We start from the raw sequence: 13,407 nt of genomic DNA, 5'->3' as shown, positions 1-13,407 counted from the left end.
TCAGGCCATCGCCCACTCGAAGCGGCCGCTCCAGGCCTGCAGCGCCGAAGGCGGCAGCACCGGCGCCACGCCGCCGTCCGGCTGGATCTGGCTCTGGAAGGCGCGCACGGCGCGGGCCTTGGCCTGCACCAGGTCGTCGGCCACGGCGATGCGCCGCAGCGTGCGATGGCGCAGCCGCGCGTGGGCCGCGTGTTCAGGCACCAGGGCCCAGACGGGGTATTCGATGCAGCAGGCCCCCACCGTGCGGGCCGCCGCCAGGGCGGCGCGGGCGCAGGCCTCGTGGTCGGGGTGGCCGTCGTGGCGCCACGGCACGAAGACCGTGTCACCCGGCGCCAGTTGCAGGTGCGCCGCGAGCGCAAGCTCCTCGGCCGCCAGGCCGCCATCGGGCAGGCCCAGGCGCACCACGGTCGCCGCGATGCCCAGTTGCGCCAGGGCGTCGGCCGACTCCTGCGGCCGGACCTGCCGCAGGCGCTCGGCGGGCCAGGCGTGCGAACCAGGGTGGCTCGCCTCCCCATCGGTAACCGCGTAGACCAGCACCTCGTGGCCACGGCGCGCCAGTTGCGCCACCGTGCCGCCGAGCACCAGCACCTCGTCGTCGGGGTGCGGCGCGACGACCACCACCCGGCTGAAGGGCGCCACCAGGGATTCGGGGGTGGCCGGCAGCAACCGCGGCTGCGGCGCTGCCGGCACCGGCGTGCGCGCGGGCACGGCCCGCAGGCGCCGGGCGGCGGGCTTGTGGGAGGCGATCACAGCGTCCATGCATTGTCTCCAGGAAGGGTTTCGTTCGCCTGGGCCGCCAGGCGGCCGAGCACCGCCAGGTCCCATTCGGCATGGCTCTGGCGCAGGAAGACCGCAAGATCCGCCACGCGCTGGGCATGGTCAGCGTCGCGGCACAAAGGGCCTGCCCCCAGGGCGCGCCCCACGTGGTCGATCGTGGTGGACGCGGCCGCTTCCACGGTGCCGCGCACCTGCAGGGCCTCGCGGCGGCCGAACGGCGGCCCGCCCGCCCGGTGCGCATCGATGGCGGCGGCGGCATGGCGCAGTGCCAGGGCGGACGCGGACAGCGCGCAATCCACCGCGCCCAGGTGGGCGGCCAGCAGGTCGTCCGCCGCCGCGCCGCGCTGCTGCACCCGCTCGCGCAGGCGCTGTGCCACGGCGGCAGCGGCACCGTGCCAGCAGGCGGCGATGCCGGCCGCGCCGTGCCAGAAGCCCGGCCGGTCCAGGTAGGCACCGGGCGCCCCCACGGGCCATGCCGGCACCGTGTCGAACAGCACGTCGACGCTGGCGGTATCGGCCATGCCCACGGCGTCCCAGCCCTCGCGGGTGACGGTGACCCTGGGATGGTGCATGGACACGGCAATGAGTTGAACCTGCCCGTCCGCATCGCGGGCCGTGGCCAGGGCGGCACTGACGCCCGAGGCGCCCGAGCACCAGCACTTGCGGCCGGAGACCACCAGCCCGCCGTCGGGGCCCGCGGCCAGCTGCAGTTCGGCGCCGGCCGGCCCGCCCGCGGCCCACACGCCCCACAGGCCCTGCGACGGATCGACCGCACGGACCAGCGCGGCGGCGGCGCCATCGCCCAGAATCTCCCTCGCGATGCCGACCGCGTCCAGATGGGATTCGAACAGCTTGCCGATGGCGGCGTCCTCGCCGGTCACCTTGGCGAGCCAGCGAAAACGATCGGCGGTGGTGGCACGGGCCTGCGGGTCGGCATAGAACGCCTGGACCCGGTCCAGTGCGTGGCGCACTGGGGTGCCCAGAGGGAAATCGGTGGGGGGAAGGAGATCGCGGCGCATCCTTCCGACGCTAGGGGGAGGCCCCCGGCGGCCGTGTCAGCCTCGGCCCCCTGCCGCTGTGGGACGCCGGTCGGCGGCCCCTGCCGTTGTGGGGCGCCGGTCGGCGGACCGCTGCTGTTGTAGGACGCGGGTGGGCCGCCTCCGGGCCCGCGGCCGGTCAGGCGGCCCCGGGGGCTCCGCTCAGCCCACGTGCTTGGCGAAGAACGCCAGCGTGCGTTCGCGCGCCAGGGTGGCCGAGGCCTCGTCGTAGGAGCCGCGCTGGTCGCAGTTGAAGCCGTGGTCGGCGTCGTACACGTGCACCTCCACTTCCGGGTGGGCCCGGCCGAAGGCCTGCACGCTGTCGAGCGCGATGAAGTGGTCGCGGTCGCCGAAGTGCGCCAGCACCGGAACCTTCGGGGTGCGCGCGCTTTCCTCGGTGGTGGTCATGCCGCCGCCGTAGTAGCAGACGGCGGCCGACAGGCCCTGCAGCTCGCACGCCGCGCGCCAGGTGAGCAGGCCGCCCCAGCAGAACCCCACGATGCCCACCTTGCCGCCGCCGGCCTGCGCCGCGTGGTCGATGGCGGCCTGGATGTCGGGTAGCACGCCCGCGCCGGGAAGCGCCTCGACGCGCGACTTGAGCGCGATGCCGTCCTGCATGTCCTGCGCGCTGTAGCCCAGCTCGACCCCGGGCTGCACCCGGGCGAAGGTGGCGGGCGCCACGGCCAGGTAGCCGCGCGCGGCCAGCCGGTCGGCCACGGCGCGGATGTGCGAGTTCACGCCGAAGATCTCCTGCAGCACGACCACGGCGCCGCGCGCCTGGCCCTCGGGCTGCGCGACCCAGGCGGGCACCTTGAAACCGTCAGCCGATGCGATGTCCACGAAATTGCCCATGATGATGCGGCTCCTTTGTCGGAAGGGATGGGTGAGAGAGGGTGGTTGAAAGAAAGCGGAGCGGTGAAAAGACGCGCCGGCCCGGTGGTGGCCCGGGCCGGCGGATGCTGTAATGCGGGACCTTTCGCCAACGGTGCATTCTTGCAGGAGACGGCAATTGAACAAAGTGGTACTTGTGACCGGTGGTAGCCGGGGCATCGGCGCAGCGACCGCACGCCTGGCCGCGCGCCAGGGCTGGGCGGTGGCGGTGAACTACGCCCGCGATGCGCAGGCGGCCGACGCCGTGGTGCAGGCCATCCGCGAGGCGGGCGGCCAGGCCATCGCCGTGCAGGCCGACGTGGCGAAGGAAGGCGAGGTCGTCGCCCTGTTCGAGGCGGTCGATGCCCGCTTCGGCGCGCTCGGCGCCCTGGTGAACAACGCGGGCGTGGTCGACGTGCCCGCGCGCGTGGACCAGATGAGCGCCGAGCGCCTGCGCCGCATGTTCGACATCAACGTGGTGGGCAGCTTTCTCTGCGCACGCGAGGCCGTGCGGCGCATGAGCACGAAGCACGGCGGCGCGGGCGGCAGCATCGTCAACGTGTCCAGCGCCGCGGCGCGCCTGGGCGCGGCCGGGCAGTACGTGGACTACGCCGCCTCCAAGGGCGCCATCGACGTGCTCACGCTCGGCCTGGCCCGCGAGGTGGCGGCCGAGGGCGTCCGCGTGAATGCGGTGCGGCCCGGCCTCATCGACACCGACATCCACGCCAGCGGCGGCCTGCCCGACCGCGTGCGCGATCTGGCGCACCAGGTGCCCATGGGGCGGGGCGGCACGGCCGAGGAGGTGGCCGAGGCCATCGTCTGGCTGATGTCGGAGGCGGCCAGCTACACCACCCTGTCACTGCTCGACGTCTCCGGAGGCCGCTGATGGACCTGAAACCGCTCATCACGCTGCTGGCCATCGTGAACCCGCTGGCCATCGTGCCGTTCTTCATCCACTACACCGACGGGTTTTCGCAGCGCCAGCGCCGGCGCACCATCCAGGTGGCGGCCTTCAGCGCGTTCTGCGTAATCGCGGCCTGCGCGCTGCTCGGGCTGCAGATCCTGGAGTTCTTCAACATCTCGCTGCAGAGCTTCCAGGTGGGCGGCGGCATGCTGCTGCTCATCAGCGCGATGAACATGCTCAACGCCCAGCCGGCCGAGGCCAAGCCCCACACCCACGAACTGGAGGAAGGCGCCGAGAAGGCCGCCCAGGGCGACAGCATCGCCGTGGTGCCGCTCACCATCCCGCTGCTCACCGGGCCGGCCAGCATGTCCACCGTGGTGATCTATGCCGACCGGGCGCAGACCTTCTGGCAGCACCTGGCGCTGGTGGGCTACGGCGTGGTCATCGCCGGCGCCACGGCGCTGTGCTTCGCGCTGGCCGACCCCATCGCGCGCGTGCTGGGCAAGACCGGCATCAACGTGATGACCCGGCTCATGGGCCTGATCCTCGCGGCGCTGGCGGTGGAGGTGATGGCCGAAGGGCTGGGCAAGCTGTTCCCCGTGCTGGTCGCGCGCTGAAGGCACGGCATGTCCACCACCCACGCCCGGTTGCTGCTGCTGGAGGACGACCCCGCCATCGCGCGCACGGTGGCCTATGCGCTCGAACGCGAGGGGCTGTCCATCGTGCACAGCCTGCTGCTGCGGGACGCGCGCGAACAGCTGCGCGCCCGGCCCTTCGACCTGCTGGTGCTGGACGTGGGCCTGCCCGACGGCAACGGCCTCGATCTGCTGCGCGACCTGCGCCGCGACCCGGCGCACCAGGCCACGCCGGTGCTCATGCTGAGCGCCCACGGCGAAGAACTCGACCGCGTGCTGGGCCTGGAGCTGGGCGCCGACGACTACCTGCCCAAGCCCTTCAGCCCACGCGAGCTGGCGGCCCGCGTGAAGGCGCTGCTGCGCCGCGCGGCGGCCCCTGCACCGGTGGCGGCGGCATCGGCGGCGCCCAGCCCGTTCCACGACGATGCCGCCGGCCAGCGCGTGAGCCTGCACGGCCGGCCGCTGCCGCTCACGCGGCGCGAATACCGCCTGCTGGCCTGCCTGCTGCGCGGCGCCGGCCGCATCCAGTCGCGCGAGGCCCTGCTCGCCGGCGCCTGGGGCGACGACAGCGAAAGCACCGACCGCACGGTGGACACCCACATCAAGACGCTGCGCGCCAAGCTGCGCGAAGCGGACCCGGCGCGCGAGTACATCAGCACGCACCGGGGCATGGGCTACTGCCTGGAGCCATGAGCGCCCGCTGGCACCGCTCCGTGCAGCCCACCCTGGCGAGGGCCTGACCCATGCGCCTGGGCATCCGGCTGCTGTTCGCCTTCTTCCTGATCAACGGCATCGCGGCCTTCTTCGTGCTGCGCGTGTTCACCGCCGAGATCAAGCCCAGCGTGCGCGAGGTGATGGAAGACATGATGGTGGACACCGCCAACATCCTGGCCGAGCTGGCGAGCGACGACCTGGCCGCCGGCCGCCTGGGCGCCACCGCGCCCGGCACGCCCGAGAGCCGCTTCGCGCAGCACGTGCGCCAGTACGCCAGCCGCCCGGTCGATGCCGCGATCTGGGGGCTGACCAAGCAGACGCTCGATTTCCGCATCTATGTGACCGATGCCGCCGGGCGCGTGCTATTCGACTCCGAGCGCAGTGCCGTGGGCGAGGACTACTCGGGCTGGCGCGACGTGGCGCGCACGCTGCGGGGCGAGTACGGCGCCCGCGCCACGCGCGAGGTGCAGGGCGACGACACCAGCGGCGTGATGTACGTGGCCGCCCCCATCCTGGTGAACGGGCCGTCCGGCCGCGCCATCGGCGGCGTGCTCACCGTGGCCAAGCCCACGCGCTCGGTACAGCGCTTCATCGACCGGGCCGAGCGCAAGGTGCTGCGCGGCGGCCTGCTGCTGCTGGCCCTGTCGGCGCTGGTGGGCGTGGCCGTCACCGTGTGGACCGTGTGGCACGTGCGCCGCCTGCGCGACTACGCCCTGAGCGTGCAGGGCCCGGCCGACGGGGGCCTGAACCCCACGCAGCCCCTGGCCGTGCCGCGGGTGCCGGGCGAGCTGGGCGACCTGGCCCGCGCCATGGACCGCATGCGCGTGCGGCTGGAAGGGCACGACTACATCGAAGGCTACGTGCGCGCCCTCACGCATGAACTCAAAAGCCCCGTGGCCGCCATCCGCGGCGCGGGTGAACTGCTGCAGGAGGACCTGCCACCGGCCGACCGCGCCCAGTTCGCCACGCAGGTGGTCGAGCAAAGCGAGCGCCTGCAGCGCCTGGTGGACCGGCTGCTGGCGCTGAGCCAGCTCGAGCAGCGCCAGCGGGCCGAGGGCGCGGCGGCCGTCTCGCTGCAGGACTGCGCGGCCCTGGCCGTGCGCCAGGCCCAGGCCCGCGCCAGCCAGCGCACCATCGACCTGGTGCTCACGGGCGACGGCGCCGGCGGCCCGTGGGAGGCCGAGCTGGTGACGCTGGCGATCACCAACCTGATCGACAACGCCATCGACTTCGCGCCCGCCGGCAGCGCGGTGCGCGTGGAATTGCAGGGCCCGGTGGTGGCCGTGCAGGACGCGGGCCCCGGCGTGCCGGACTATGCGCTGCCGCGGCTGGGCGAGCGCTTTTTCACCACCGCGCGGCCGGGTGGAGAGCGCAGCGGCTCGGGGCTGGGCCTGGCCATCGTGCGCCGGATCATGGCGCTGCACGGGGGAACGATGGCAGTGCGCAACACCCAGCCCGGGCTGCGGGTCGAACTCACCTTTCCGGCCGCCTGACGGCGGCGCACCGGCCACCGGGCCGGCAGCGCGCTGGTGCACTTCACCGTGCGCTCACAAACTTCATTTCCGCCTCACGCCCGCTCACCACACTGCCCTCCACATCCACTGGCGGAGAGCCTCCTTGAAACACCCCCTGTTCACCAAACTGGCCGCGCTCGCGGCCATCACCCTGCTCCTGCTGTTCGGCCTGGGCCTCATCGAAGACGTGGTGCGCGACCGCCAGCGCTACCGCACCCTCACCGCCGATGGCGTGGCGCGCAGCCTGGCGGGTTCGCAAACCCTGCTGGGGCCGCTGATCCACAGCGCCTGCGTGGAAAGCTGGGATGCCGTGACCGGCACCGGAAGCGAGCGCACCACGGTCGAGAAACGGCGCGAGTTCGTGCTCACCGCCATGCCGGACACCCTGCAATTGCGCGCCGGCACCGCCATGCAGGAGCGCTCGCGCGGTGTGCACAAGGTCAACACCTACGCCCTGAAGGCGCATGTCGCCGCCGAGTGGTCGTCGCTTGCGAGCCTGCGGCCGGACACCACCGTGCAGGGCTCGCGCATGCAATGCGGCGCACCCCTGCTGATGATGGCGGTGGGCGATGCGCGGGGCATCCGCGCGGCCCAGCTCACCATCGGCGGCCAGGCGCTGGCCCTGAAGCCCGGCACCTTCCACCCCGCCTACCCCCGAGGCCTGCATGCCCCGCTGCCCGAAGCGCTGGTGCAGCGGCCAGGCGGCGATACCGGCCCGTTCAAGGCCGAGATGGACCTGGAACTCGTGGGCACCGAGAGCGTGGCCATCGTGCCGCTGGGCAGCCAGACCCAGGTGCAGATGGACGGCAGCTGGCCCCACCCCTCGTTCGCCGGCCGCTTCCTGCCGTCGGAGCGCACCGTGGGGGACAAAGGCTTTTCCGCGCTGTGGCGCCTGTCTTCGCTGGCCAGCACGGCCCAGCAGGACGTGGCCGCCGGCCGCCCCGCGTGCGAGGCGGCCCCCACCGCGGACCGCGCCTACGAACCCGCGCCCGCCGACGGCCGCGGCTGCGCCGACAGCTTCACCGTGGCCTTCGTGGACCCGGTCAATCCCTATTCGCTGAGCGACCGCGCCACCAAGTACGGCGTGCTGTTCATCGCGCTCACCTTCGTGGCGGTGGGCCTGTTCGAGCTGATGAAGCGGCTGCGGGTGCACCCGGTGCAGTACCTGCTGGTGGGCAGCGCCCTGTGCAGCTTCTTCCTGCTGCTGGTGAGCCTGTCGGAGCACCTGCCCTTCGGCGTTTCGTATGCCATCGCGGCCAGCGCGTGCGTGCTGCTGCTGGCCTACTACGCCAGCCACATGCTCGGCAGCCTGTGGCTCGGCCTGCCGTTCGGGGCCGGCATCGCGCTGCTCTACGGCCTGCTCTACCTGCTGCTGCAGTTGGAGCAGACCGCGCTGGCCGTGGGTGCCATCGCGCTGTTCCTGGTGCTGGCCGCCGTGATGGTGCTCACGCGACGGGTCAACTGGTACGGCCTGACCGCGCAACGCCCGGTTCCCACCCCTCGCCCGGAGGCCGCATGAGCGCGCCGTCGCCCGGGCCGGCCCACCGGGCCAGCCCCTGGGACACGCACCTGGCCGCGCCAGCGCAGCCGGAGCACGGCCAGCAGGGCCTGTCGATGGCGCAGGCGCAGCGCCTGCAGCGCTACCACGACCGCCTGCTGTGCGCCCTGGCGGCGCGGGACCGCGAAGCCTTGCGCCAGGCCAAGCAGGGCATCCTGAAGGCGGCCTACTGGCCACGGGCTGCGGATGCCGCGTCCCCGGCCTGGCGCCGGGCCATGCGCACGCTCTCCTGGCAGATGGCCGCCCTGCTGCTGCCCCGCGGGCGCCAGTAGCCCGCAGCAGGGGCTGCCAGGCCTCAGACCGCGACCGCTTCGCGCGCCGGGCGGGGTGCCGCAGCCTTTTCTGCCTGCGGGGCCCCACCGTCGCCAGAGCAGGCGCCGCCGCAGCCGTGAATGGCCTGCGCCGGAAGCGCGCCCGGCGCATGCACGGTGCCGGTCGCGGGATCGAAGCCCACGCGGCGCAGGTGCAGGGCGAGCGCCGCATCCATGGTCTGCGTGTGTTGCGGAAACCACAGGGCCAGCTCCGACGCCATGCGGCGCAGCACGGCCGGCTCGCCCGCTTCGGCCTGCGCCGTGCCCTCGCGCAGCACCTGCAGCACGACCTTGTGCTGCAGGCTGTGGCAGTTGCCCGAGGCGAAGCGGGTGGCGGCCATCCAGGCGTCCTCGCGGGCGAAGTGGTTGGCGGTGTGCGATACCAGCGCGTGCCAGGCGCCCAGCAGTTGCGCGTCCGGCGCGGCCTCCACGGCGGCCAGCAGTTCCACGAACTCCTGGTGGGTTTCGTCCATGAGGGGAAGGTCGAGGGCGAGGCCCTCGGACCATTGCAGTGCAGCCATTTCCAGTCCTTGCAGTCCAGTGGAAGGCCAGCTTAAGAGGCGCGGCGGGGGTGGGTTTTGATGCAGGTCAGGGCGCCGGCGATCGGCGCCATGCCGCCGCCAGGGGCCACCTCTGCCGGAAAGGGCCGGACCTCTGATAATTATTCGATGACTCAGCCGTCCACCCCGGGTAATGCCGCCGCCGCGAGGCCGTTGAACGAAAACGAGCGCCTCGCCGCGCTCCAGATGCTGGGGGTGCTGGATTCAGCGCCGGAGCCGGTCTTCGACGATCTGGCGTGGCTGGCCAGCCAGTGCTGCGATGCGCCCATCGCGCTCATCTCGCTGATCGACGAAACGCGCCAGTGGTTCAAGGCCAGCTGCGGCCTGGGCACACCGCAGACATCGCGCGAGATCGCGTTCTGCAGCCATGCGCTGGCATCCACGCAGATCCTGGAGGTCCCCGACGCGCTGGAGGACCCGCGTTTTTCCAGCAACCCGATGGTGCTCGGCGAGCCGGGCATCCGCTTCTATGCAGGGGCTCCGCTGGTCGGCAGCACAGGGCATGTCTACGGCACGCTGTGCGTGATCGACCGGGTGCCGCGGCGCCTGTCCGGAACGCAGCGGGAGGCGTTGCAACGCCTGTCCAGGCAGGTGGTCAGCCAACTGGAGGCCCGCCAGGGCCGCCGGGAGGCCCAGATCCAGGCGGGCACGCTGGGCCGACTGCTGGAGGCCATGCCCGATGCGGTCGTCTCCTGCGGCTCCGATGGACTGCTGGGCGAGTTCAACCACGTGGCCCGGGCCTGGCACGGCACCGACCCCCGGTCCCTGCCGCCGAGCGAGTGGGCCGAGCATTTCGACCTGTTCGAGGCCTCTGGCACACGGCTGCTGGCGACCGGGGACATCCCGCTGCTGGCCGCCTGGCGGGGCGAGACCGTGCGCGGGTTCGAGCTGGTCATCAAGGCCAAGGGCCAGCCGCCGCGGTCGGTGCTGTGCAACGCTTCGCCTTTGTTCTACGCGGACGGCACCAAGATGGGCGCGGTGTGCCTGATGCACGACGTGACGGCACTGCGCGCCGCCACCCGTGCCGCCACGATCGCGGCCCAGCGCTTTTCGGGCGCCTTCAGCGCCGCCACCCACGGAATGGCCCTGGTCGCCACCACGGGCCACTGGATCGAGGTCAACGACGCGCTGTGCGGCATGCTGGGCTACTCGCGGGACGAATTGCTGCACATGGATTTCCGGCGGCTCACCCACCCGGACGATCTCATGTCCCACCGCGACCACATCGACCGCCTGGTCCGCAGGGAAACGCAGAACTACCAGTTGGGCAAGCGCTACCTGCGCAAGGACGGCGAGACGGTGTGGGCCCATCTGGCGGTCTCGCTGGTGCGGGACGAATTCGACCAGCCCCTGCATTTCGTGGCCCAGATCCAGGACGTCACGGAGCAGCGGTCCATGGAAGAGCGCCTGCGCGACAGCGAGCGCCGCATGCGCAGCATCCTGGAAGACACGGAGGACGCCTTCATCGTGGCCGATGAGGACGGCCAGATCCTGGAGTGGAACCGCGCAGCCCAGGCGATGTTCGGCTGGCGCCGGGCCGAGGTGCTGGGGCGCCCGATGGCCGAGACCATCCTCGCCCCGGCGATGCGAACGCGCAGCCTGGCGGCGATCATGGCCAACGAGCGCGCCAGGGCCCGCAGGCAGCTTCTTCCGGGATGGCACCGCGACCAGCACGAGTTTCCGATGGAGATCACCCTCAGCCAGGTGCAGCTGGAATCGTCCCGCATCGTGACAGCCTTCATGCACGACATCAGCGAGCGCGTCGCGGCCGAGCAGCAACTGCGTCGAAGCGAGGCCCAGTTGCAACTGATGGCCGACAGCGTGCCCGCACTCATCGCGCACGTGGGCGCGGATTTGCGCTACCAGTTCGCCAACAAGGCCTATGCCGCATGGTTCGGCAAGGACCCCGCGCAGATCGTGGGCCGCCCCATGGATGAAATCCTGGATTCGGCGCATTTCGCCAAGGCCTGGCCCTACACCCGCCGCGTGCTGAAAGGCGAACCGGTGCAGTTCGAGGCCGAGGTCGCCAACGCCGCCGGCGAAACCCGGGTCATGTCCGCCAGCTACATCCCCGATGTCCAGCCGTTGGAGCCGGACCGCCCAAAGGCGCCCGCAGTCGGGTTCCACCTCACGGTGACGGACATCACCGTCCACAAGGATTACGCCAACAGGCTAGCGATCAGCGCCGCGCGGCTGGAGCGGGCCCTCGAAGGGGCCCAGCTGGGCCTGTGGGAACTGAACATCGAGGCCATGACGCTGCAGGTGGACGCCCGCGGATCGGCCATGCTGGGCTTCGGCCCCAACGAGGTGACCAAGACCGTGCCCGAATGGACCGCCGTTCTGCACCCTCTCGACCAGGAGCCGAACGTGGCCGCGTTCCGCCGGCATCTCGGCGGAATGACGGAAACCTACGAGAACGAGTTCAGGGTGCAGGGCCCGCAGGGGCCCTGGATCTGGCTGTTCTCCCGCGGCAAGGTCATCCGGCGCAGCGCCACGGGCGCGCCCTCCAAGGTCATCGGCACGTTCATGGACATCACCCAGCGCAAGCTTGACGAAGAGGCGCTGGCGCGCGCGGCCCTGCTGCTGCGGCAGTCGGGGGCCATGGCACGCGTGGGAGGCTGGACGCTGAATCCGGCCACGGGCGAGGCGGCCTGGACGGACGAGGTCTACCGCATCCACGACCTGGAGCCGCAAACCACGCCGGACCTGTCGCAGGCGCTGAACTACTACACCGAAGCGTCGCGCCCCCTCATCAGCGCGGCCGTGCAGCGGTGCATGGAAGACGGCACGCCGTGGGACCTGGAGCTGGAATTGATCTCGCACAAGGGACGACACCTCTGGGTGCGCGCGCAGGGCGAGCCGACCTACCAGGACGGCCGGATCGTTCAGTTGAGCGGGGCCTTCCAGGACATCACCGAGCGAAAGCACTCGGAGCTGCAACTGCAGCGCCTGAACGCCACGCTGGCGGAGCTGTCCTATACGGATGCCCTCACGGGACTGGGCAACCGCCGCCTGTTCGACGAGGCATTGAGCGCCGAGTGGGGCCGGGCGCGCCGGCAGGACGCATCCGTGGCCCTGCTGATGATCGATATCGACCACTTCAAGCACTACAACGACATGCACGGGCACCAGGCCGGCGACGACTGCCTGCGCCAGTTCGCCACCGTGCTGCAGGGGGCGTTGTTCCGGGCCCATGAAAAGCCGATGCGCTACGGGGGTGAAGAGTTCGTGGTGCTCCTGCCGGGCACCACGGGCGAGGAAGCGCAGGTCGTGGCCCAACGGGTGCTGCAGGCGTTCGACCATGCCGCCCTCCCCCATGGCGCTTCGCCCCTGGGCCCGCACGTCACCTTGAGCATCGGCGTGGCGGCCCTTCAGCCCACGGCGGAAATGACAGAAAAGCAATTGGTGCGCGACGCGGACCAGGGGCTCTACCAGGCCAAGGCGGCCGGACGGGCGCGTTTCATGCGGTGGCTCTGAGCGAACAGCCCCCCATTGAGGCCGCCGCAACGCAAAAAGGCTTCGCAGTGCGAAGCCTTTTTTTGCTTTTGGCACCCCAGCCGTTCATCCGAACGCGGGGGTGGCCATAACCTGTTTTACTGGTTGTAGACGCGCTTCAGATCGGCAACGCACTTGTCCTTGACGTCACCGTTCATGGCATCGCAACGCTCCTTGGCAGCCTTGTACTCGGCTTCGCGCTTTTCTTCAGCGGCGTCCTTCTTCACTTCGGCGACCTTGGCGTCCTTCTTGGCCATGTTGTCCGAAGGCTTGGCCTGGGCGCGAGCCACCTTGGCGTCTTCCTTGGCCTTCACGTGGGCGGCCTTGGCATCCTTCACGCAGACGTCCTTGGCATTGCCTTGCTGGTCATCGCACTTTTCCTTGGCGACGTCGTAGGCGGCGTCAGCGCGGGCTTCGTTCACCTTGTAGGTGGCCTTGTCGCTGGGCTTGTACTGGGCTTCCAGTTCGGCCTTGGCGACCTTCTCGGCACCCTTGGCTTCCTTCATGCAGACGTCCTTGGCGTTGGCCGTCATGCTGTCGCACTTCTGCTTGTTCATCTTGTAGTCGGCAGAGATGCGGTCCCTGGCGGCGCTGTGCTCTTCCTTGGTCATGGCCATGCCGCTGGTTGCGAGAAGGCCGGCGGCCACGATGGCCAGAAGATTGCGTGCGTGTTTCATATTTTTCTCCTCAATGTCTGTAGGGGGGTGCGGTTGTCGATTTGCCTTGTGGCAGCACGGCGAACACCGCTGGTTTTTAAAAGTGGGAAAGGCCCGGGATTTACTTGTCGAAACGGAATTCGGGGTGGCGGTCTTGCCAGGACTTCAGTTCCTTCTCGGCGGCATCCTTGGCCAGACCCTGGCGCTCTTGCAGCTTGCCCAGGAACTGGTCGCGCTTGCCGGCTGCCACGTCAAGATCGTCGTCCGTCAGCTTGCCCCATTGCTCCTTGATCTTGCCGGTGAATTGCTTCCAGTTTCCCTTGACGGTGTCTTCATTCATGGCACAAGTCCTCTTGGTTATTCGCTTCAGCCCTCC

At 70.8% G+C, this 13,407-nt stretch carries 13 protein-coding genes; 7 read left to right on the top strand and 6 right to left on the bottom strand.

Going from position 1 to position 13,407, the window contains the following annotated elements; genetic code table 11:
* From R1Z03_RS05125 to R1Z03_RS05115, 3 genes are all read right to left on the bottom strand, one after another.
* Positions 1–759 (bottom strand): PIG-L deacetylase family protein, encoded by a 759-nt coding sequence (locus R1Z03_RS05125; protein WP_272565842.1) that lies wholly within the window; start codon positions 757–759, stop codon positions 1–3.
* Positions 747–1,748, bottom strand: a complete 1,002-nt coding sequence (locus R1Z03_RS05120) for an acyl-CoA dehydrogenase (protein ID WP_317357420.1) — start codon at positions 1,746–1,748, stop codon at positions 747–749. The genes R1Z03_RS05125 and R1Z03_RS05120 overlap by 13 nt, the downstream gene beginning before the upstream one ends.
* Positions 1,749–1,976: 228 nt before the next feature.
* A complete protein-coding gene (locus tag R1Z03_RS05115; protein WP_272565844.1) occupies positions 1,977–2,666 on the bottom strand; it encodes a dienelactone hydrolase family protein in 690 nt (229 codons plus the stop codon).
* 157 nt (positions 2,667–2,823) lie between these two features.
* Here R1Z03_RS05115 and R1Z03_RS05110 point away from each other — a divergent pair, with 157 nt between their 5' ends.
* The 6 genes from R1Z03_RS05110 to R1Z03_RS05085 all read left to right on the top strand — a co-directional run bounded on the left by R1Z03_RS05110 (position 2,824) and on the right by R1Z03_RS05085 (position 8,281).
* Positions 2,824–3,570 (top strand): SDR family oxidoreductase, encoded by a 747-nt coding sequence (locus R1Z03_RS05110; RefSeq protein ID WP_317357418.1) that lies wholly within the window; start codon positions 2,824–2,826, stop codon positions 3,568–3,570.
* The gene (locus R1Z03_RS05105) at positions 3,570–4,205 is read left to right on the top strand and encodes a MarC family protein (protein WP_272565846.1); all 636 of its coding nucleotides are present in this window, start codon (positions 3,570–3,572) and stop codon (positions 4,203–4,205) included. The genes R1Z03_RS05110 and R1Z03_RS05105 overlap by 1 nt, the downstream gene beginning before the upstream one ends.
* 9 nt (positions 4,206–4,214) lie before the next feature.
* The gene (locus R1Z03_RS05100) at positions 4,215–4,916 is read left to right on the top strand and encodes a response regulator (protein WP_317357414.1); all 702 of its coding nucleotides are present in this window, start codon (positions 4,215–4,217) and stop codon (positions 4,914–4,916) included.
* 50 nt (positions 4,917–4,966) lie between these two features.
* On the top strand, positions 4,967–6,430 hold the full coding sequence (gene creC / locus R1Z03_RS05095; protein ID WP_317357411.1) for a two-component system sensor histidine kinase CreC: 1,464 nt from the start codon (positions 4,967–4,969) through the stop codon (positions 6,428–6,430).
* Between the two features lie 124 nt (positions 6,431–6,554).
* Positions 6,555–7,970: a cell envelope integrity protein CreD gene (gene creD / locus R1Z03_RS05090; protein WP_317357409.1), complete on the top strand. Its 1,416-nt coding sequence runs from the start codon at positions 6,555–6,557 to the stop codon at positions 7,968–7,970.
* On the top strand, positions 7,967–8,281 hold the full coding sequence (locus R1Z03_RS05085) for a hypothetical protein (protein ID WP_317357406.1): 315 nt from the start codon (positions 7,967–7,969) through the stop codon (positions 8,279–8,281). The genes creD and R1Z03_RS05085 overlap by 4 nt, the downstream gene beginning before the upstream one ends.
* 23 nt (positions 8,282–8,304) lie before the next feature.
* Here the strand turns inward: R1Z03_RS05085 and R1Z03_RS05080 are convergent, their stop codons facing one another.
* Entirely contained in the window at positions 8,305–8,841 is a 537-nt protein-coding gene (locus tag R1Z03_RS05080; RefSeq protein WP_317357404.1) for a hemerythrin domain-containing protein, read from the bottom strand.
* 147 nt (positions 8,842–8,988) lie between these two features.
* On the opposite strand from R1Z03_RS05080, the gene R1Z03_RS05075 reads away from it, so the two are divergent.
* The gene (locus tag R1Z03_RS05075; RefSeq protein ID WP_317357402.1) at positions 8,989–12,357 is read left to right on the top strand and encodes a PAS domain S-box protein; all 3,369 of its coding nucleotides are present in this window, start codon (positions 8,989–8,991) and stop codon (positions 12,355–12,357) included.
* 116 nt (positions 12,358–12,473) lie between these two features.
* On the opposite strand, the gene R1Z03_RS05070 is transcribed toward R1Z03_RS05075, so the two are convergent.
* Both R1Z03_RS05070 and R1Z03_RS05065 read right to left on the bottom strand, forming a co-directional pair.
* The gene (locus R1Z03_RS05070) at positions 12,474–13,052 is read right to left on the bottom strand and encodes a hypothetical protein (protein ID WP_317357400.1); all 579 of its coding nucleotides are present in this window, start codon (positions 13,050–13,052) and stop codon (positions 12,474–12,476) included.
* Between the two features lie 100 nt (positions 13,053–13,152).
* Complete coding sequence (locus tag R1Z03_RS05065; protein ID WP_272565861.1) at positions 13,153–13,371, bottom strand: CsbD family protein; 219 nt, start codon at positions 13,369–13,371, stop codon at positions 13,153–13,155.
* Positions 13,372–13,407 lie beyond the last annotated feature (36 nt).

The organism is Acidovorax sp. BLS4 (assembly GCF_032929295.1).
GTDB lineage: Bacteria > Pseudomonadota > Gammaproteobacteria > Burkholderiales > Burkholderiaceae_C > Paracidovorax.
Note: the sequence above shows the minus strand (reverse complement) of the source record. Positions and strands in the feature narration are given on the sequence as shown.